A 17,123-nucleotide genomic window follows, 5' to 3' on the forward strand; every position below is an offset into this window, starting at 1 on the left:
GGGCAGGAGCCGTCACCCCAATCAACCCCTCGATGATTGGGTTGTGAGACGCAACCGGCAAGCAGGAACAGGGGCAACAGATATTTGAAATTTATGATCACCGTCCTTGGTTGCGAAGAAGATGAGTACATTCTTCGTAACCATATCTCGTTTTATCGGAGGTGTTCTTTCAAGAACGGACGATTTGCGCCCCCGGCCCAGCGCCGGCCTTCTTGTTTCTAGTGATCCCCCACTCTGCTATGGTGGCGCCCTCATACCGCAACGCAAGCATCAAAGAATGGACTCATGGAAGACTGTTGTAATCGTCGTGATGACGTTGATCGGCAACCAGGTAGTAGCGGCGGAAAATGCCAACCCTTTCGATAAAGGTCTGATGATCACGACGTTCCTGCCAACTATTCTGATTGGGGCAACGACGTCTCTCACGACCGAACCGCCAGAGCTTTTCAAATCAGCCAAAACCGATGCTCTTGCCTACATAGGCTCGAATGGCGAGATTCGCGGTGCGCAGTTTGAGCAAGCATCCCGGCATTATCGCTCAACTTATAGATCGCCCCTCATGTCCGATATGCAACTCGCCCAGGCGATTGCGACTACATACTGATACCGACCGTTAACCTATCCTCCCTGCAATCAGCGGCGGGTGCCTCGACCTAATCCAACTCCCCGCCTGCTGCCGGTGCCCATTCTGTAAGAGCGCATCCGTACTCGGCCCACAGAACCTGTGATCCCTTCCCGTTCAAAGTCAGCCGCTAATGCTCTTGCGGAATCGCCGGGAGCCAGCCCTTGGCGAATTCTCGGGTTTTCGGGTCGAAATTGATTGGGTGGCCAGTGGGGCATTTAACCTAGCCCTATCGAGCCCCCTCGCCAGAGCGTTTGTCATCGTTTCTCCCGGCAATGAATCGGGCGCCTCCTCAAAAAGCATCTTCCCATCAACTCCGTAGACCCCTATGAACAACTCCGTTCTGCCGAGAAGCGACATTCGGACTTGGACGTTTAGAAGCGTGCCATCAGGCTGCCGCTCATCTACGGATCGAGTATGAAGGGCGGGATCAGCCCAGTCCCAGAAAACCTTACCCCTGTTTCTCATGTAAGCGCCCCGATGTTAAGGCGGCAATTATGCGACTGGATTGGGGAGGAAAATAGTACAGAGCGCAGGAAATTTTCTGTTTCCGTGAGGCTCGATGTCACTGATCCACGTGCCTTGGACTGAGGCAGCCAAGCGGTGGAGAGGCCTGATCATCCACTTTAGGCTTCAGAAAATGCGTCCACGCTGAGTGAGCAGCGTCGTAGCGTGCATTTGCGCCGCTCCACTCTACACCGCCAATTTTTCCCGCAACTACAAGCATCATCAGATCACTTATGGCTGCGTCGAGTTCGAGCAGACGTTTGTGCGCTTCGAATCGGAAGTCGTCGTTACTGGTCATGGCCCTAAGCACCTGTGCAAAACATGAGCCGTAGACATTTTCCTATACGAAAAATTCTTGCCTGTACAACAAAATCGTCATCCCAAGCATGCTGTTCCACGATCAGCCTCGAATGAAACACTGCATCACCCGCAGATCTCGTCATAAATTGCCTGAGGTTTGAGTGCCGGCCTAGCAATAGACAGGTATCCACTGGCTGCCAATACGTGACCATGAATATGGGGCGGGCACCGGCCATGGCCAACGTTACACCCGCAAATTAGGGCAAACAGACTTTGCCAACCCCCTGCGAATGAACACCGAACACAACGGTGAAGACGAGTGAATCAGCCAGGCTGAAATTTGATTCGAACCTACTTATTGGGCTCGAATTTCGCGAACATCATGCCGAAGAAAAAGCCCCCGACCATGGCCAGATAGACAGACTTATAGCCGGAAACGTTATAGGCCAACCAGTAGTTGGCTGCGGTGATTACGGCGAATGCCAAGAAAAACTGCTTACGAGAAAATTGGCTTAAAAAACGACTTGCCGCCGCGTTCATAGCCTTGAGTTTATTCATTGCGCTTCCTTCCTTGAAAAATGCGGCAATCCTAACTTAGACACCTTTTGTCTGCCATGCTGCATCCGGTAACCGAAGGGCGACAACTGCTTATGATTGCTACGTGAGCATGTAACTAGGGCTTTACCGAGCTCTTGATCACCCAAACACCAACAAGAACAAACGCTGCTGATTTAGCCACGGCGAACAGAGAATCTCTTCCAGCAAACAACTCAAACGCCGAAAATAGTAGCGAGATCGTCCCTACTACCACCAACCCATAGCCAACTGGGCGCACGTACCTGTGGAACATTTTTTCGTCTCCCTGATAAAAATGAAATTGTAGATTTCCTCACATCGTAACCTTATCAACCTTTGCGCCACCATCCGCGATCACGAAGAGCGGCGCCTGAATGCACATAATCCATGAGCAACGACATGTACGAGGCCAGCGCACCTGCTGTGGTTTTTTGATTGCGGCATTATCTTCTGGCTATCGTCCTCAACACCACCGGAACCCTGGGCCAATAGCGGTCTATCCCAGCGTTAATCCACGACGAACAACTTCGCCCCCCTGGTGCTGAAAGATCGGTGCCCCTCAGCGTTGCTGCCCACCTGATAGCTCACCATTGCGTGTAAGGCGATCTGCAAGCCGACCTCAAGATCCGCGGTCGCAGCATTGAACTGGAGTTCTTCCAGGCCGTGAACACGCCGGATCGCGCTGATCATAGCGGGCGGTACCAAAGCGACAAAGAAAAGCACATGCGGTACCTGGCTCGCCTGGAAATGCAGCATAACCGCACACGCATTCGTGACTATCTGTGCAATGTCTTCACGGGCTACACGTTCAAGGCGTCAGATCGGAAGTGCGGTTTAGGCGACTTGACCAACATCGAGTGGATCAATGCCGACTATGTAAGCAAGCGCCGCTTCCGTCCGCCAAACATTCCCGCTGCCGATTACAACTCGCTATCAGGCGACAAGAAAACCATTCAGCATGGCTCGAAGGTTTGGACGACTGACCACAAAGGCCGCTGGTACCAGGGCACCGCGTTCGTGAACATCAACAACATGTGGTGGGTGGCTTACGGCAAATACGGATACACCAACAAGGCGTGCTTTGAGCTATTTGTTGACCGGCCGGCAGACATCAGGACCAAGAAAAACGAGCGGGCCCGCCGCCAGCGCTTGGAAGACATGAGGGCCAGAGCAGTGGCCGGGATGAACTATCGGCGGGCCGAGGTTTTGCGCAAGGTTCTTTTCCCTGAGCCTGAGCCATTGTTCATGATCCTCAACATGAAAGACGGGGTCTATTTCCGTCCCAATTACAGCGGATATACCAGTGACACGATCAGGGCTGGCAAGTACACCCGCGCGGAGTTGAAGCCTTATCTGGGCGACGCTGACGAAAAAGACGACCTGAAGGCCGTGCCGATTTCTCAGGCCGCCTGATCCGGCTCCATGCCGGTCACCCGTAATACCCCAAACCAAATTGCCACCACCGGCCAACGGAGGGCGGCGCCTGACTGGAGATAATCGATGGACGACCAGTTCTACCTGCAAGACAGCCGCAGCCACGCCTACGTCGGCGATGGGTTGTCGTTCTGGGGCTTTGGCGGCTCCGGATATGTCACCGACTTGGCAAAGGCCCAGGTGTTCACCCGTAAAGGCGCTTGCGATCACCGCGACACCGACATCCCTTGGCCCAAGGCCTATGTCGACGCCCGGGCGCGAGTCGGTGTCGATTGCCAGAATGTCACGTTGAGTGAGGCGCTGGACCAACACCCTGACGCAGCCGAGTTTTACATCCAGAAGCCGCAGTGCTGGAACGGCAACAACCTGATTTGGCTTTGTGAGGACGGAGTATTCACGAGCGATCTCTCGAAGGCAGTCGTAGTACCGAAGGCTCACACCATCACCTGGATAGGCAAGCTTGGCTCAACAGGCGCCATAGTGTGGCCCAAGCCATACATCGATAAGTTCGCCCGAAGGCTGGTTGAGCGAGACGACGTGAACATCAAGGAGGCCTTGCGTGGCACCGGCATAAAACTGGCCAAGCCGCAAAAGCCGCGAATGATGATGTTTAACTGCGATGGTTGCGGTCGGTTCATAAGCGACGCGCAGCGCTACCGGGAAGACTGTCGGAACTGCGGAACAAGCAACACGCCTTGAGGAGCATCAACGTGAACGCTTGGCGCTGCCCGGCTGCGCGAATTGTTCAAACTCGGCGAACATGATAACCGCCGTGAACTGCAACTCCCCGTACTGAGCGGCTATCTCGTCAGTCTGGAACGGCCAGTATTTCTCGTAGAAATCTTCCGCCGCTGCCTCAGCTTCGTCCTTTGCGATTTGAAGCTCGAGAAGGCCTGCTTCGTAGTTGTCATCACGCATACATACCTCCTTGATTTGGCTCCATGCCGGTAACACGTAATACTTCATACCAAACAGCTGTGCCGTTCGATCACTATCAAGCCGGTAGCCACGAGTACTCGTCCACCTCCTGGTTATAGCTGGCAAGATCAATTATTTCCCGCAAGCAGATCAGGACTTCAAGCTTTTGCATGTCGTTTGGAATCCCTATCCGCCTCAGCATCGCACGCGCGTCCTCTTCGATTGCTGCGAGTGCATCAATATCGCTTTGCAGTCTCATATAGGCCTCCTGCCTGGATGAGTTATTCAAATACCAATACTCCTAAAATCAACATCAAGCCAGCCGACGAGGTTCCCATATGTCCGATATCACATACGGTTCTGTGTGCAGCGGCATCAAGGCCGCGACACAAGCTCGAGCCGTTCCTCTCGGCGGTTGTTGCCCAACACAAACGAGGACACGACCATTCTGGCAGCTAATGTACGAGCAAACGCAGTCGAAGGCATTACAACATGGCAGCAAAGAACCTGGGCACTCACATCAAGCGCGTGACGCTGATCGCTCAGGAGAACGGCTTCAAGTTCGCCGCCCCCCATGAGGCGCATCAATAACCAGGTGCGACAACGTCGCCGTCAGACATGGCTTGATTTGCCAGCATATGAAATCGAAGAGGTAGGCCATGGCCAAGACTGCTCAGGAACGATCGGCCAAAGCTGCGCAGAAGCGGCTGGCGGGCGACGAATATTTTTTGCCAGTCTGAGCTCGTCAGCCGTACCATTTCATTTTTTGAACCCCGCCTTACCGGGGCAGTCATGATTTTTTAGAGGGCTAAAAGCCCCGCGTGGCATAAAGCCTCAGAACCTTGTGTGTGGAGTCGATGACGACCAGTGACAGTTTCGACTTGCCAGTCGCAGCGCAACGTCCTGCAGAAAAAATTCTCAGAGAGATAGAGACTGCTGGATCAATGATACTGGCTGTTAAATACGGTGCGAAAGCTCATGGCTTCGTGATCGGCCTGACATGCGTAGGCGCAATCACAGAAGAGCAAGGCGAGGTACTTATCCTTCAGTTTGATAGGGCAACGGAGCGCAAGCTCAGGGAGTTGTCGATATAGCCCGCGCATCCGCTCCAGAAGAGCCAGTATCGCTAGACGGGTTCAATGGCATGAACAACACCTTTTGTGGTTACCGAAAAGGTGTCGCAGATCATCATGGCAGCGGGCCTGAAGTCGCTCGCCGATGACCCGGCCGAGCCTGAAGACGAAATCGAAACACCAGCATAACCCACCCTACTCGCTGCATCCGGTAACCGGAGGGCGGCGCCTGACTGGAGATAATCCATGAACCACAACTGCGCATACGTTCGGCAGCACTATCAGGTGCCTGCCGAAGTCGGCCGCCGCGTCATCGCCTACGGAAAGCCCGGCATCATCCTGGCGGATCGCGGCCACTACATCGGTGTAGTGCTGGATGAAGATCCGAAGAAGCGGATCAGCAACTTCCACCCTACCCATGAAATGCAGTACGGCGAGATGGCCGAAACGCTGCCGCTCAAAGAGTGGTTGGTCCTACCGTTCAAGCACGATTGGAACGATCTCAACTGGAACCGAGAGGCGCGCGAAGACTTGGTCAGGGTCTGGGCAGCCACTCGAAGCCAGGCAAAATACAAGGCCTATGAAAAGCTTCAGGATTACTGCCACAGCATCAGGGCGATGCACCACCTCAAAGTCCGGCGCGCCTGAACAAGTCTTGCCGCTCTTTCAGGTCAGACAGTAGAAGGCCCAAGCCTCTCTTTCAAAAATCGAACCGCGGAACTGTAGCCCCTACTGTTTTTAGCATCACGCAAAAGGACCCGCCCTTCATTATGGTCATCGCCAAGACCGAAGCGCTCCGTGTGCAGATAAAACTCGCCGGTTTCCTCTTCGAACTCCAGTGAGTAGGTCCAGTCCTCGACGCCTTTGGTTCTCGTTCCTACCGTAAATCGCATGCTGATTCCCCTTCGGCTCCATGCCGGTCACCCGTAATACCCCATATCAACGAATCACGCCAGCCGGGGAGGCAGGCGCACGCTTGGAGATAACCCATGAGCACCTTTGCAGTGTTTGGAATGACCCTCGATGTCGCCATGGCTGAGGCTAGGAAGACCGTCAAAACCACCCGGCCCGACCCAAAGCGCCCCGGCCACAAGATAGAGCTTTCGGTCGAAGACTGGCTGATCAAGGTCACCCAGAAGGCCGAACAGATCATGGGGGGGTCAGGGTGAAGCAGCTCAGCCCGCTCTTCGACGCACCGCAGTACGCCGAGCAGTTCATTGAGCTAGCTCGCAAGGGTAGCCGGTGCCGCGATATGGAGATTCGGGCGAAGGCCGTGCTGGTGGACGCCAAGGGCAAGCCGATCATAAATCCAAGGACGAAGGCGCCGAAGGTTGGGTTTTCGGAGTGGCCGCCGAAGCAGGAGGCGGCCTGAATCGCCGACTAACGATGCCGGCGTCCAGACTGCCTTACAGCTCAGAAGACGTTAATCAGTCATCCCTATTTTTGTCACATAACCCGCAATCCCATGCCGCATCGCTGAGCACAGATTGGATGGCGGCATTCATTTCATCTCTTGAGCTGAATACACCGCGAAACTCGCTATCGTAGAGACTGTTTCCCAATGCGAAAGCTTCACCATCACAGTCTTTGGTGAGAATTTCACCGTGGAATTCGCACTCTTTAATAGCTCCGGCACGCCGAGCTATGTTTTCCGCTGCGGCTCGCACAACTTCCTGATCATCCCGCATTTTTTGAACCTCATTTCCTATGAGGGAATAGAAATAACTCACTTCAGCATATAGCGCCAGCTGGCGAGGACCATCTATGTCCGCACAACAGAAGAAACCCAAATTCATCCATGGCCAGCCGAGCATGGGCTTGCCGTTCGAAAAGGAACTGGTGGTCGACCTGTTCGCTGGCGGTGGCGGCGCCAGCACCGGTATCGCCAGGGCATACCGGGAGCCGGACGTAGCGGCGAACCACAATCCAATAGCCTTGGCTGTACACCGCGCCAACCACCCAAACACAGCGCATTACGTCGCCGACGTGTACGAGGTTGACCCACGGAAAGCCACTGACGGGCAGCCCGTCGCGATTATCTGGGCATCGCCTGATTGTCGCCATCACAGCAAGGCCAAAGGTGGGGCACCGCGTGATCGCGGGGTGCGTGGACTGGCATGGGTGGTGATCCGCTGGCTGTTCGTCACGAAATCCCGCCTTCTCTTCCTTGAAAACGTTGAAGAGTTCTGCGATTGGGGGCCGATCGACGACGACGGCCAGCCGATCAAGTCTGAGCGTGGCCGCACCTTTAAAGCGTTCATCTCCGCAATCAGTACCGGGCTACCAGCTGATCACCCTGACATGCCGGAAATCATCGAGGCCATCGGAGAGTTCGTGCCGATGGAAGCTCTGGAGCGCGGGCTTGGTTACAACGCCGAGTGGCGGGAGCGGATCGCGGCGAACGCCGGCACGCCCACCATTCGCAAACGCCTTTACCTGGTTGCCCGTAGCGACGGCAAGCCGATCGTTTGGCCAGCGCCAAAACACCATAAGCGGCCCGCCGCAATGCAATTGCCGTGGCGTTCTGCCGCCGAGTGCATCGACTGGAGCAACCTCGGACGCACGATTTTTCGTGAAAAGCCGATGGCCGAGAACACCATGCGCCGCGTGGCCAAGGGCTGCTGGCGGCATGTGCTGACCAGTGCGAAGCCCTTCATCGTCCCTATGCGCGGAACGTCGTCGGGGCACACGAGCACCCACGGTGTCCACGAGGCGCTATCGACCATCAGCGCGGGCGGCACGCATCACGCTTTGGTGCAGCCGGTAGCTGCGCCGTTCCTCACCGAGTGCGCCAACGGCTCATCTGAACGCAACTTCGACGCCAAGGAGCCACTGCGCACGCAGGTCGCCCAAGTCAAGGGCGGCCACTTCGCGATGGTTGCTGCACACATGACTGCATTCGGGCAAAACGCAGTGGGCAGCTCACCTGACGACCCGGCGCAGACAGTTCTGGCCGGTGCTGCGCGCCACGGCATCGTCACAGCGTTCTTCGAACAGGCGAATGGCGGTTTCTACAAAGGGGACGGCCGATCGGCCTACGACCCGATATCGACAATCTGCCAGTCCGGCGCCAACCAGCGCCTGGTGAGCGCTTATCTGGTCAAGTACTACGGCAGCGAGAAGGACGGCATCTCGCTCAATGAGCCGATGCACACGCTGCCGACAAAAGATCGGGTGGCGGTCGTCGAGACAGTACAGGTGCCAGATACACTGACATCTGAGCAGATGGAAGGCGCCCGCCGCTGCGCCGCGTTCATGCACAAGTATTTGCCGGAGCACTTCAAAGACCCGTCGGAAATGGTGATGGTCGGTGGCTATGTGCTGAGCGACATCACCCTGCGCATGTTGCAACCGCCGGAGCTGAAGGCCGCGCAGGGCTTCGACAAGGACTACATCATTGACCGCGGGCTGTTTGTCGACCCGGTTACCGGCGCCGAGGAATGGCGCGAAATAAAGAAGGCCGACCAGGTGCGCCTGATCGGCAACAGCGTCTGCCCAGATGAGGCCGAGGCACTGGTCGCTGCCAACGCCGCGGACATCATCGAGCTTTACCAACGCCTCGCCGCATAAAGTGAATGCCCCCCCGCAGGCTAATGAGCTGCCTAAATTAATAGGCAACTCAAAAATTTAGTTGGTGTCCAGCGAGCGAACTAAAAATGGTTTAACTTCTGTTAATTCAAAGAGATAATTCTCCACATAAGACTCAGTCCTATCAACGAGTTGAGCAATATGAACCAGAAAATTTTGTGGAACAAGCTTTGGTATTGGGTTTTCGTTTCGGATACGATGGGCGATATTCCCCCTAATAGTTATATATTCATCTAATTTTGACTCAGCATTAACAGCGGACATTTTCTGCCAATACCAACATTCGCTCAACTTAGGTATACCTAATAACTGCGAATACAGCGCATTCACCTGAGGAGTTTTTGGAGTGTTTAGCGTCCCCACCCAATCGTCATAGACGCTTTGCTTGTGAGCGCTCAAAATATTCCGCCAACCGCCATCTGCCAAATCCCAAAGCCTAGAAGGGTCCTTAACATCAACCAATTTCCGAGCAGCATAATTCCTGACTTTAGCGGGTATTACTTCGTGATTTTTAGCATTGGCAAGCAAAAAGTCAAAGGACTGAGTAGCCAAATCCTCAATAAATGACTCCCAGCACGCGGTAATAAAAACAATAGCAGAACGATTAAGAACTTCAACGCCGAACTTTCTTCCGACGCCATGACCTGCAACTATCCCATGTATCTCCCAAAGCCTTTCAATATCAATTTTGTTAGCTTCGAATGCTGTCTTTGCTAGTGAGGTCATATTGAAATCCATTTCCATGTTAAGGGCAAAGCATGTTCCGCAAATGCAACGGAAGAAGCAACATATTTTACAACCGAGATATCAATCTCGCGTCCCCACTTTAACAACCCCACCGTCTACCGCCACGCGCGGCAAGGGAAACTCCATGCTCGCCATGAAACTCACCCTGACACTGCTGGGCGCTTTGCTGTACCTGGTCGGCAGCGGATGCTGGCTATTCTGGATCGCCCCCCGCCTTCTGGCCGACGGCGAAACGGCCGACATCCTCTACGCCTTCGCCGGCACTTGCGGCTGGCTGCTGATCACCTTCGGCCTGGCCATCCAAATCATCAAGACAGCACGGCCCACGGCGGCCGGCCGGAGGTAGGCATGCAAGCAGAGATCCTGTCGGACGACGAGCTCGCCGACCTAACCGGCTACAAGCAGCGCGCTCACCAGCGCAAATGGCTGAAAGACCGAAACTGGGTGTTCATCGAGAGCCGTGGCGGCCGCCCTCTGGTGGGTCGGATGTACGCGCGCATGAAGCTTGGCATGGTTAACGCCGCAATCGCAGATCCAAACCCGCCGCCGGCGCGTCCAGCTTGGACGCCTGATTTCTCCAGAGTGAACTGATATGCGCCCCCGAAACACGGAAAACAGGGACTTGCCGCCAGGAATGGTGCGTCGTAAGCGCCCAAGGAAGAATGGCAAGGTCTGGATCGGCTACTACTACCGTGACTCAGCGGGAAAAGAGATTCCGCTTGGTACAGACCTGAGCAAAGCCCGGCTGAAGTGGGCCGAACTGGAGGCCAAAGAAAAGCCTGCCGACCTGACAACGATGAAGGGCATCTTCGACCGGTACGTGCGCGACGTCATCCCAAAAAAGGGGGAGCGGACCCAGAAGGACAACATGGCCGAACTGAAACAGCTTCGTCCTACGTTTGATGAGGCGCCCATCGATTCAATTACGCCATTCAACATCGCCGGCTACCGTGATGCCCGCTCAGCGAAGGTTCGTGCCAACCGCGAGATCGCGCTCCTGTCCCACGTTTTCAACATGGCCAGGGAGTGGGGGCTGACGGAACGGGAGAACCCTTGCCAGGGCATCAGGAAGAACAAGGAAGCGCCGCGTGATTACTACGCCAACGCGGCTGTTTGGGATGCCGTCTACGCAGTTGCCGAACAAGAACTCAAGGAAGCCATGGACCTGGGCTATTTGACCGGACAGCGGCCTGCTGACGTGCTGATCATGCGTAGCGACGATACCGAAGGTGACTACTTCCTGGTAACGCAGGGCAAGACCGGCCAGAAGCTTCGAATCCTGATGCGTACGGAAGCCGGGGAAAACAGCTTGGGGAGATTGGTCAGGGAGATTGGCGAAAGGAATGTCGGTCATTCATCCAAGTACCTGTTGATCAACAGGTATGGAAAGCGAATGACGAAGGGGATGTTGCGCTTGCGCTGGGACAAGGCTCGGGAGAAAGCCCAGCAGAACGCCATCGAACAAGGCGACCCGCTGCTGGCGGCCAAGATTGGAGGGTTTCAGTTCCGCGACATCCGGCCGAAGGCCGCGTCGGAAATCATCGATATCGGGGATGCAAGCCTGCTGCTGGGACACAGCAAACAGGAGATCACAAAGCGGGTTACAGGAGGATTGGCGCCACCGCGAAACCGTCCAAATAGGCAATGTTTCGGAACCCCTACTCAAAAGTTTCGGAACTCCCGCCAAAAGCAGAAGAAACATTCTCGAACCCCAGAAACACAAAAGCCCCGCTTTCGCGAGGCTTTCGTGTAAATCTTGGCGGGAAACCAGGGATTCGAACCCTGGGAACGCTATTAACGTTCGCCGGTTTTCAAGACCGGTGCATTCAACCACTCTGCCAATTTCCCTTGTGCATCACAGGATTATAGTAGCTCATCCCGTCTCAGCGGGCGCCATAATACCCGAATGAAACACACTGTCAAACTCTCTGCATCGCTTGTTACAGGGCGTCTGTTATGATCTTTGCGACTGAACGTTTCAAAACTGAAGGAGTGTCGCCATGCGCGAACAGAATTACGCAGTGAATGGTAACGCGCAGGCTGAGCAGCTTGAAGTCAGCCGCGTCTTGCGCAACACGTACGGACTGCTCGCCCTTACCCTCGCATTCAGCGGCGTGATGGCCTACGTGGCCCAGCAGATGCGCGTTGGTTATCCGAATATCTTTGTCGTGCTGATCGGCTTCTATGGTCTGTTCTTCCTGACCAACAAGTTGCGCGATTCGGCCTGGGGCCTGGTGTCGGCGTTTGCCTTGACCGGTTTCATGGGCTTCATCCTCGGCCCGATCCTCAACCGTTACCTCGGCATGGCCGGCGGTGCGGAAGTGGTCAGTTCGGCGTTTGCCATGACTGCCCTGGTGTTTGGTGGCCTGTCGGCCTACGTGCTGATCAGCCGTAAGGACATGAGCTTCCTGGGTGGCTTCATTACCGCGGGTTTCTTCGTGTTGCTGGCGGCAGTAGTGGCCAGCATGTTCTTCCAGATCAGCGGCTTGCAACTGGCGATCAGCGCGGGTTTTGTGCTGTTTTCCTCGGTGTGCATCCTGTTCCAGACCAGCGCCATCATCCACGGCGGTGAGCGTAACTACATTATGGCGACCGTGAGCCTGTATGTTTCGATCTACAACCTGTTTATCAGCCTGTTGCAGATCTTCGGCATCATGAGCCGCGACGACTGATCAGTCAGTCACAATAAAAAATGCCCCGTATCGCGAGATACGGGGCATTTTTATTTCCAGGCCTGCACGAATGGTCAGTACTGGTTGGGTTCCATTTCCAGCTCGACCTTGAAGCGCTTGAAGATATCCTGCTGGATACGCAACGCCAGGTTGGCAATCTCGCGGCCTGTGGCGGTGCCGTAGTTGACCAGCACCAGCGCCTGCATCTTGTGTACCCCCGCATCGCCGTCTCGAAAGCCCTTCCACCCTGCCTTGTCGATCAGCCAGCCGGCGGCGAGTTTCATTTGCCCGTCGGCCTGAGGGTATGCGACCAAGTCCGGGTATTGGCTTTGCAGTTCGGCAGCGAGGGCCTGGGACACCAGTGGGTTCTTGAAGAAGCTGCCGGCATTACCCAACTCTGCCGGGTCCGGCAGTTTCTCGCGGCGAATGCTGCAAATCGCCCGGCTCACATCGCTTGGTGTAGCGTGGGTGATGCCCTGCACGGTCAGGCGCTGTTGCACCGGGCCGTAGTCGAGTTTCAGGTGAGTGGTGCGGCTGAGGGCAAAGCGTACCCGCAGGATCAACCACCGCCCGACTTCATGCTTGAACAGGCTGTCACGGTAAGCAAACCTGCATTCGTCCAGGCTGAAATCCCGCAGCTCGCCGGTTTGGCGATCCAGGGCGGTGAGGCCGGCGAACACATCCTTGATCTCCACGCCGTAGGCACCGATGTTCTGCATGGGTGCGGCGCCGACGGTGCCGGGGATCAGGCTGAGGTTTTCCAGACCGCAAAAGCCGTGCTCAAGGGTCCACAACACAAACGGATGCCAGGCTTCGCCTGCTTCGGCCTCGACGACCACGTGCACGCCATCGTCGTGCACCACGCGAATGCCTTGGGTGGCCATGCGCAATACCAGCGCAGGCACATCCTGGGTCAGCAACAGGTTGCTGCCACCACCGATCACCAACAGTGGCAGCGATTGTGCAGCCGCGTAGGCCAGAGCCTCGCGGACATCCGCATCACTGTGGGCCTCGGCAAACAATTGCGCACGCACATCAATGCCGAAGCTGTTGAATGGCTTGAGCGATACCTGCGCAAGCACTTGCAAGGTCATAAGCGGCCCTTCAATTCGATCACCAATAAATCGCAGGCGCGCTCGATCAGGTCCAGGACCCGCTCGAAACCTTGCTCACCTTCATAGTAAGGGTCTGGCACCTCGTCCACTCCGCCGTCAAAGCGACGCAGGAACAAATCCAGTTCTGCCTTGCCCTGCCCCGGCTGCATGGCCTTGAGGTTGCGCAGGTTGCTGTGGTCCATGGCCAGGATCAGGTCATAGCGCGCGAAGTCGGCGCGGCTGACCTGTTGGGCACGCTGGGACGACAGGTCATAACCCCGCGCCAGCGCCGCACGTTGGCTGCGCTGGTCCGGCGGGTTGCCGATATGCCATTCGCCGGTGCCGGCAGACGCCACTTCAACCTGGCCGGACAAGCCTGCGTCGCGCAATTTATGGCGTAGCACGCCTTCAGCGGTCGGCGAGCGGCAGATATTGCCCAGGCATACAAACAGGACTTCCATCAGACGCCCAGCAGGCGACGGACGCGCTCCAGGTCTTCCTGGGTGTCGACACCTGCTGGCGGCGCCTCCAACGCATCGCTGACATGGATGCGCACCCCGTGCCACAGGGCACGCAGTTGCTCCAGGGATTCGGTGTTTTCCAGCCAGCAGGGGCCCCAATTGACGAAATCATGCAGGAAACCGGCACGATAGGCGTATATGCCGATGTGGCGGCGATACGGCACGCCTTCCGGCAATATGTCGCGATTGCTGGCGAAGGCATCCCGCGCCCAAGGCAGGGTCGAGCGACTGAACGTCAGTGCAAGGCCATTGATGTCGCTGACCACTTTCACCACGTTCGGATTGAACAGCGTTTCAATATCTTCGATCGGTTCGGCCAGGGTCGCCATGCGGGCTTCGCCATGGGCCGCCAGGTTGGCGGCAACCTGGTCGATGACGCTCGGCGGGATCAACGGCTCGTCGCCTTGTACGTTCACCACGATGGCGTCTGGCGCCAAACCGAGCTGGGTGGCCACTTCGGCCAGGCGATCAGTACCGGAGTTGTGGTCCTCACGGGTCAGTACCGCTTCAGCACCAAAGCCTTTGCACGCCTCGATAATACGCGGGTCATCGGTGGCGACCACCACGCGCTCGGCGCTGCTTTTGCAGGCCTGTTCCCACACCAGCTGGATCATCGGCTTGTCGCCGATCATTTGCAGCGGCTTGCCCGGCAGGCGCGTCGAGGCATAGCGGGAGGGAATGACAACGGTAAAGGCGGTGGTCATTTATCCAGGCGCTCATCGGTAGTCAAGGTACGGGCTTCGCTTTCGAGCATGACCGGGATGCCGTCACGGATGGGGTAAGCCAGGCCGGCGCCCTTGCTGATCAGCTCGGTCTTGTCGGCGCTGAGCTTGAGCGGGCCTTTGCAGATCGGGCAAGCGAGGATATCGAGCAGTTTGGTGTCCATGAGTGTTTCCTGGAAAGAAGCGTTTTAAGGCAAGAGACGGTCGGGCAGCAGACGCATCAGCTGCGTGTCGAACCAGGCGATGAACGCCGGTGACGGCACCGCATCCACCGCAAGGTACCACCAGTCGGGCTGGGCAAAGGCGCGGCACTTCACCGCGTCCTTTTCGGTCATGACCAGCGGCAATGACGGGGTAAAACTCAAGACCTCGGCGCTGTAGGGCGCGTGGTCGGCAAAAGCATGGGGTATCGGCTGCCAGTGTAGCGTTTCAAGGGTATTGAAGAAACGTTGCGGATTGCCGATGCCAGCGACCGCATGCACCTGCTGGCCCTCGGGAAAGTAGGCTACCGGCTGGCGATCGCCACTGTGCAGGTTGATCAGCGCAGTGGGTTGCAGGCGAAAGGCAAAGCCATCTTCACGGTCCGTCGCGGCACCGTTATACAGCAGCGCATCGACACTCTGCAGGCGCTCCACCGGCTCGCGCAACGGCCCGGCAGGCAGGCAGCGTCGATTGCCAAGCCCGCGGGCGGCATCGATCAGCACCAGTTCGAGATCGCGGGCCAGGCGGTAATGCTGCAAGCCGTCGTCGGAAAGGATCAGGTCCAAGGGTTCACTGGCCAGCAGGGCCTTTACCGCGCGACTGCGGTCGGGGTCGATCATCAGCGCTACGCCGCTGCGCTGCACGATCAGCAAGGGCTCGTCGCCGGCCACGTCGGCGCTGTGGCCGGCCTCGACCCGCCACGGCAGTTGCGGTGGCTTGGCACCATAGCCACGGCTGACCACGCCCACGCGCAAACCGCTGCGCCGGCAGTGTTCGATCAGCCACAGGATCAACGGCGTCTTGCCGGTGCCTCCTACGGTGATGTTGCCGACCACCACTACCGGCACCGGCGATTGATAGATCTCGCCCTCGCCCGCCACAAAGCGCGCACGCTTGCGTTGCACTACCCGGCGATACAGTGACTCCAGCGGGCGCAACAACATCAGTGCCGGATGGCCCTCGTACCAGGCCTTGAGCAAACGATCGGACATGGCCATCAGGGTGGGCTCGCCGCCTCGACGGTGGTCATGCGCAAATGACTGAAACCGAGCTTGCCGGCAGCGTCCATGGCGGTGATCACGGCTTGGTGCTGGGTCTTGCCGTCAGCGCTGATGGACAGCGGCAACTGGGTGTCACCACCAGATTCCTTCTGCAAGGCTTCCATCAGGCTGGCGAGGTCGTTTTTCTCCAGCAACTGATTATTCACCGAAAACACGCCATCGGCGCTGATGGCGATGTCCAGTTGCTTGACCTGCTGGTCTTCGGCAGGCGAACCGCTCACTGCTTCAGGCAAATCGACACGCAGCTGGGTTTCCCGGGTGAAGGTGGTGGTCACGACAAAGAACAGCAGCAGGATAAACACCACGTCGATCAATGACGCGAGGTTGATATCGACATTTTCCCGTTGCTTGCGGCGAAATTTCACGCTTTACCCTCGACCAGGTCCACGTCACGGTCGCCCTGCACCACTTCCACCAGTTTGATAGCTTCCTGTTCCATGCCGACCACCAGCTCATCGATGCGCCGTTGCAGGAAGCGGTGGAAGAACACCGCGGGAATCCCCACCATCAGGCCCGCAGCCGTGGTGATCAAGGCCTTGGAAATACCGCCGGCAAGTACCGCCGCGTTGGTCGCCATGCCCGCGCCCATGAACGAGCTGAAGATGTCGATCATGCCCAGCACCGTGCCGAGCAGGCCTAGCAGCGGTGCCATGGCGGCGATGGTACCGAGGGCGTTGATGTAACGCTCCAGCTCATGGATCACCCGCGCAGCCGCTTCTTCAATGCACTCTTTCATGATCTCGCGACCGTGCTTGGAGTTGGCCAGACCGGCGGCGAGGATTTCACCCAGCGGCGAATTGGCGCGCAGTTCCTTGAGTTTTTGCTTGTCGAGCTGCTTGTTCTTGATCCAGCCCCAGACTTGCCCCAGCAGGTGCTCGGGGGTGACGCGACTGGCGCGCAGGGTCCACAGGCGTTCGGCAACGATGCCGAGTGCGGCGATGGAGCTCAGAATGATCGGCAACATCATCCAGCCGCCGGATTTGACCAATTCCCACACAGTGAATGTCCCCTCGAAAAAGTGCGCCACTTTACCATATAGGTTCGGCAGCGGGGTTCGTCGGCTACAGGCCCGCCCGTCACGGCCCAG

Annotated in this window: 24 protein-coding genes, 1 tRNA gene and 1 pseudogene; 11 read left to right on the forward strand and 15 right to left on the reverse strand. The window is 56.9% G+C overall.

The annotated features are described in order from the left end of the window. Window positions 1-277: 277 nt before the first annotated feature. The gene (locus ASD70_RS11820; RefSeq protein WP_046068605.1) at window positions 278-604 is read left to right on the forward strand and encodes a DUF2388 domain-containing protein; all 327 of its coding nucleotides are present in this window, start codon (window positions 278-280) and stop codon (window positions 602-604) included. A 583-nt stretch (window positions 605-1,187) separates the two neighbouring features. On the opposite strand, the gene ASD70_RS11825 is transcribed toward ASD70_RS11820, so the two are convergent. Beyond that, window positions 1,188-1,427, reverse strand: a complete 240-nt coding sequence (locus tag ASD70_RS11825; RefSeq protein WP_056846529.1) for a hypothetical protein — start codon at window positions 1,425-1,427, stop codon at window positions 1,188-1,190. Window positions 1,428-1,780: 353 nt separating this feature from the next. Next, complete coding sequence (locus ASD70_RS11830; protein WP_046068607.1) at window positions 1,781-1,987, reverse strand: hypothetical protein; 207 nt, start codon at window positions 1,985-1,987, stop codon at window positions 1,781-1,783. Between the two features lie 681 nt (window positions 1,988-2,668). On the opposite strand from ASD70_RS11830, the gene ASD70_RS11840 reads away from it, so the two are divergent. Together ASD70_RS11840 and ASD70_RS11845 are read left to right on the forward strand one after the other, a co-directional pair. Beyond that, window positions 2,669-3,418, forward strand: coding sequence for a hypothetical protein (locus ASD70_RS11840; RefSeq protein WP_156382919.1), 750 nt, complete (start codon window positions 2,669-2,671; stop codon window positions 3,416-3,418). A gap of 87 nt (window positions 3,419-3,505) precedes the next feature. Then, the gene (locus ASD70_RS11845; protein ID WP_056846532.1) at window positions 3,506-4,138 is read left to right on the forward strand and encodes a hypothetical protein; all 633 of its coding nucleotides are present in this window, start codon (window positions 3,506-3,508) and stop codon (window positions 4,136-4,138) included. A gap of 6 nt (window positions 4,139-4,144) precedes the next feature. On the opposite strand, the gene ASD70_RS11850 is transcribed toward ASD70_RS11845, so the two are convergent. Together ASD70_RS11850 and ASD70_RS11855 are read right to left on the reverse strand one after the other, a co-directional pair. Next, entirely contained in the window at window positions 4,145-4,357 is a 213-nt protein-coding gene (locus ASD70_RS11850; protein WP_056846533.1) for a hypothetical protein, read from the reverse strand. 76 nt (window positions 4,358-4,433) lie between these two features. Continuing rightward, window positions 4,434-4,616, reverse strand: coding sequence for a hypothetical protein (locus ASD70_RS11855; RefSeq protein ID WP_056846534.1), 183 nt, complete (start codon window positions 4,614-4,616; stop codon window positions 4,434-4,436). Window positions 4,617-5,676: 1,060 nt separating this feature from the next. Between ASD70_RS11855 and ASD70_RS11865 the strand changes: the two genes are divergently transcribed. After that, window positions 5,677-6,078, forward strand: a complete 402-nt coding sequence (locus ASD70_RS11865; RefSeq protein WP_056846536.1) for a hypothetical protein — start codon at window positions 5,677-5,679, stop codon at window positions 6,076-6,078. Window positions 6,079-6,101: 23 nt separating this feature from the next. Here ASD70_RS11865 and ASD70_RS11870 read toward each other — a convergent pair whose 3' ends face one another. Next, window positions 6,102-6,323, reverse strand: a complete 222-nt coding sequence (locus ASD70_RS11870; protein ID WP_056846537.1) for a hypothetical protein — start codon at window positions 6,321-6,323, stop codon at window positions 6,102-6,104. A gap of 96 nt (window positions 6,324-6,419) precedes the next feature. On the opposite strand from ASD70_RS11870, the gene ASD70_RS29405 reads away from it, so the two are divergent. Together ASD70_RS29405 and ASD70_RS29410 are read left to right on the forward strand one after the other, a co-directional pair. After that, window positions 6,420-6,599 carry a hypothetical protein gene (locus ASD70_RS29405; RefSeq protein WP_056846538.1) on the forward strand — a complete coding sequence of 60 codons (180 nt, stop codon included), beginning with the start codon at window positions 6,420-6,422 and terminating at the stop codon, window positions 6,597-6,599. Continuing rightward, a complete protein-coding gene (locus ASD70_RS29410; protein ID WP_056846539.1) occupies window positions 6,596-6,802 on the forward strand; it encodes a hypothetical protein in 207 nt (68 codons plus the stop codon). Before ASD70_RS29405 ends, ASD70_RS29410 begins: the two co-directional genes overlap by 4 nt. A 55-nt stretch (window positions 6,803-6,857) precedes the next feature. On the opposite strand, the gene ASD70_RS11885 is transcribed toward ASD70_RS29410, so the two are convergent. Further along, entirely contained in the window at window positions 6,858-7,226 is a 369-nt protein-coding gene (locus ASD70_RS11885) for a hypothetical protein (protein WP_156382920.1), read from the reverse strand. Here ASD70_RS11885 and ASD70_RS11890 point away from each other — a divergent pair. Further along, window positions 7,195-9,000, forward strand: coding sequence for a DNA cytosine methyltransferase (locus ASD70_RS11890; RefSeq protein ID WP_056846541.1), 1,806 nt, complete (start codon window positions 7,195-7,197; stop codon window positions 8,998-9,000). The genes ASD70_RS11885 and ASD70_RS11890 overlap by 32 nt on opposite strands. A 57-nt stretch (window positions 9,001-9,057) precedes the next feature. Here ASD70_RS11890 and ASD70_RS11895 read toward each other — a convergent pair whose 3' ends face one another. After that, on the reverse strand, window positions 9,058-9,744 hold the full coding sequence (locus ASD70_RS11895; RefSeq protein WP_056846542.1) for a HEPN domain-containing protein: 687 nt from the start codon (window positions 9,742-9,744) through the stop codon (window positions 9,058-9,060). A gap of 145 nt (window positions 9,745-9,889) precedes the next feature. On the opposite strand from ASD70_RS11895, the gene ASD70_RS11900 reads away from it, so the two are divergent. The 3 genes and pseudogenes from ASD70_RS11900 to ASD70_RS11910 all read left to right on the forward strand — a co-directional run bounded on the left by ASD70_RS11900 (window position 9,890) and on the right by ASD70_RS11910 (window position 11,406). Further along, window positions 9,890-10,111 carry a hypothetical protein gene (locus ASD70_RS11900; RefSeq protein ID WP_056846543.1) on the forward strand — a complete coding sequence of 74 codons (222 nt, stop codon included), beginning with the start codon at window positions 9,890-9,892 and terminating at the stop codon, window positions 10,109-10,111. A gap of 2 nt (window positions 10,112-10,113) precedes the next feature. Continuing rightward, entirely contained in the window at window positions 10,114-10,356 is a 243-nt protein-coding gene (locus ASD70_RS11905; RefSeq protein ID WP_056846544.1) for a DUF4224 domain-containing protein, read from the forward strand. A 1-nt stretch (window position 10,357) separates the two neighbouring features. Continuing rightward, window positions 10,358-11,406, forward strand: a pseudogene (locus tag ASD70_RS11910) (tyrosine-type recombinase/integrase). Window positions 11,407-11,522: 116 nt separating this feature from the next. Here ASD70_RS11910 and ASD70_RS11915 read toward each other — a convergent pair. Beyond that, a tRNA-Ser gene (locus ASD70_RS11915) sits at window positions 11,523-11,613 on the reverse strand. 152 nt (window positions 11,614-11,765) lie between these two features. Here ASD70_RS11915 and ASD70_RS11920 point away from each other — a divergent pair. Next, window positions 11,766-12,437 carry a Bax inhibitor-1/YccA family protein gene (locus ASD70_RS11920; RefSeq protein ID WP_046068609.1) on the forward strand — a complete coding sequence of 224 codons (672 nt, stop codon included), beginning with the start codon at window positions 11,766-11,768 and terminating at the stop codon, window positions 12,435-12,437. Between the two features lie 74 nt (window positions 12,438-12,511). Here the strand turns inward: ASD70_RS11920 and murB are convergent, their stop codons facing one another. Genes murB through ASD70_RS11955 form a run of 7 tightly spaced genes read right to left on the reverse strand, consistent with a single transcriptional unit; the run spans window position 12,512 to window position 17,033 of the window. Further along, window positions 12,512-13,531: a UDP-N-acetylmuramate dehydrogenase gene (murB, locus tag ASD70_RS11925; RefSeq protein WP_056846545.1), complete on the reverse strand. Its 1,020-nt coding sequence runs from the start codon at window positions 13,529-13,531 to the stop codon at window positions 12,512-12,514. Further along, a complete protein-coding gene (locus ASD70_RS11930; RefSeq protein WP_056846546.1) occupies window positions 13,528-13,992 on the reverse strand; it encodes a low molecular weight protein-tyrosine-phosphatase in 465 nt (154 codons plus the stop codon). The genes murB and ASD70_RS11930 overlap by 4 nt, the downstream gene beginning before the upstream one ends. Continuing rightward, window positions 13,992-14,756, reverse strand: coding sequence for a 3-deoxy-manno-octulosonate cytidylyltransferase (gene kdsB / locus ASD70_RS11935; protein ID WP_056846547.1), 765 nt, complete (start codon window positions 14,754-14,756; stop codon window positions 13,992-13,994). Before kdsB ends, ASD70_RS11930 begins: the two co-directional genes overlap by 1 nt. Next, a complete protein-coding gene (locus tag ASD70_RS11940; RefSeq protein WP_003174668.1) occupies window positions 14,753-14,938 on the reverse strand; it encodes a Trm112 family protein in 186 nt (61 codons plus the stop codon). The genes kdsB and ASD70_RS11940 overlap by 4 nt, the downstream gene beginning before the upstream one ends. A 24-nt stretch (window positions 14,939-14,962) precedes the next feature. After that, window positions 14,963-15,973: a tetraacyldisaccharide 4'-kinase gene (gene lpxK / locus ASD70_RS11945; protein ID WP_056846548.1), complete on the reverse strand. Its 1,011-nt coding sequence runs from the start codon at window positions 15,971-15,973 to the stop codon at window positions 14,963-14,965. Then, a complete protein-coding gene (locus ASD70_RS11950) occupies window positions 15,973-16,401 on the reverse strand; it encodes an ExbD/TolR family protein (RefSeq protein ID WP_043046643.1) in 429 nt (142 codons plus the stop codon). Before ASD70_RS11950 ends, lpxK begins: the two co-directional genes overlap by 1 nt. Further along, entirely contained in the window at window positions 16,398-17,033 is a 636-nt protein-coding gene (locus ASD70_RS11955) for a MotA/TolQ/ExbB proton channel family protein (protein WP_046068614.1), read from the reverse strand. The genes ASD70_RS11950 and ASD70_RS11955 overlap by 4 nt, the downstream gene beginning before the upstream one ends. Window positions 17,034-17,123: the final 90 nt, after the last annotated feature.

Source organism: Pseudomonas sp. Root569 (assembly GCF_001427465.1).
GTDB lineage: Bacteria > Pseudomonadota > Gammaproteobacteria > Pseudomonadales > Pseudomonadaceae > Aquipseudomonas > Aquipseudomonas synxantha.

What these genes read in the sequence shown, in the direction of transcription:
- ASD70_RS11930 (WP_056846546.1), bottom strand. Translation starts at nt 13,992, where the DNA reads ATGGAAGTCCTGTTTGTATGCCTGGGCAATATCTGCCGCTCGCCGACC.
- ASD70_RS11870 (WP_056846537.1), bottom strand. Translation starts at nt 6,323, where the DNA reads ATGCGATTTACGGTAGGAACGAGAACCAAAGGCGTCGAGGACTGGACC.
- ASD70_RS11895 (WP_056846542.1), bottom strand. Translation starts at nt 9,744, where the DNA reads ATGACCTCACTAGCAAAGACAGCATTCGAAGCTAACAAAATTGATATT.
- ASD70_RS11850 (WP_056846533.1), bottom strand. Translation starts at nt 4,357, where the DNA reads ATGCGTGATGACAACTACGAAGCAGGCCTTCTCGAGCTTCAAATCGCA.
- ASD70_RS29405 (WP_056846538.1), top strand. Translation starts at nt 6,420, where the DNA reads ATGAGCACCTTTGCAGTGTTTGGAATGACCCTCGATGTCGCCATGGCT.
- ASD70_RS11940 (WP_003174668.1), bottom strand. Translation starts at nt 14,938, where the DNA reads ATGGACACCAAACTGCTCGATATCCTCGCTTGCCCGATCTGCAAAGGC.
- ASD70_RS11900 (WP_056846543.1), top strand. Translation starts at nt 9,890, where the DNA reads ATGCTCGCCATGAAACTCACCCTGACACTGCTGGGCGCTTTGCTGTAC.
- ASD70_RS11905 (WP_056846544.1), top strand. Translation starts at nt 10,114, where the DNA reads ATGCAAGCAGAGATCCTGTCGGACGACGAGCTCGCCGACCTAACCGGC.
- ASD70_RS11855 (WP_056846534.1), bottom strand. Translation starts at nt 4,616, where the DNA reads ATGAGACTGCAAAGCGATATTGATGCACTCGCAGCAATCGAAGAGGAC.
- lpxK (WP_056846548.1), bottom strand. Translation starts at nt 15,973, where the DNA reads ATGGCCATGTCCGATCGTTTGCTCAAGGCCTGGTACGAGGGCCATCCG.
- ASD70_RS11890 (WP_056846541.1), top strand. Translation starts at nt 7,195, where the DNA reads ATGTCCGCACAACAGAAGAAACCCAAATTCATCCATGGCCAGCCGAGC.
- ASD70_RS11920 (WP_046068609.1), top strand. Translation starts at nt 11,766, where the DNA reads ATGCGCGAACAGAATTACGCAGTGAATGGTAACGCGCAGGCTGAGCAG.
- ASD70_RS11830 (WP_046068607.1), bottom strand. Translation starts at nt 1,987, where the DNA reads ATGAATAAACTCAAGGCTATGAACGCGGCGGCAAGTCGTTTTTTAAGC.
- ASD70_RS11885 (WP_156382920.1), bottom strand. Translation starts at nt 7,226, where the DNA reads ATGAATTTGGGTTTCTTCTGTTGTGCGGACATAGATGGTCCTCGCCAG.
- ASD70_RS11865 (WP_056846536.1), top strand. Translation starts at nt 5,677, where the DNA reads ATGAACCACAACTGCGCATACGTTCGGCAGCACTATCAGGTGCCTGCC.
- kdsB (WP_056846547.1), bottom strand. Translation starts at nt 14,756, where the DNA reads ATGACCACCGCCTTTACCGTTGTCATTCCCTCCCGCTATGCCTCGACG.
- murB (WP_056846545.1), bottom strand. Translation starts at nt 13,531, where the DNA reads ATGACCTTGCAAGTGCTTGCGCAGGTATCGCTCAAGCCATTCAACAGC.
- ASD70_RS11845 (WP_056846532.1), top strand. Translation starts at nt 3,506, where the DNA reads ATGGACGACCAGTTCTACCTGCAAGACAGCCGCAGCCACGCCTACGTC.
- ASD70_RS11825 (WP_056846529.1), bottom strand. Translation starts at nt 1,427, where the DNA reads ATGACCAGTAACGACGACTTCCGATTCGAAGCGCACAAACGTCTGCTC.
- ASD70_RS11820 (WP_046068605.1), top strand. Translation starts at nt 278, where the DNA reads ATGGACTCATGGAAGACTGTTGTAATCGTCGTGATGACGTTGATCGGC.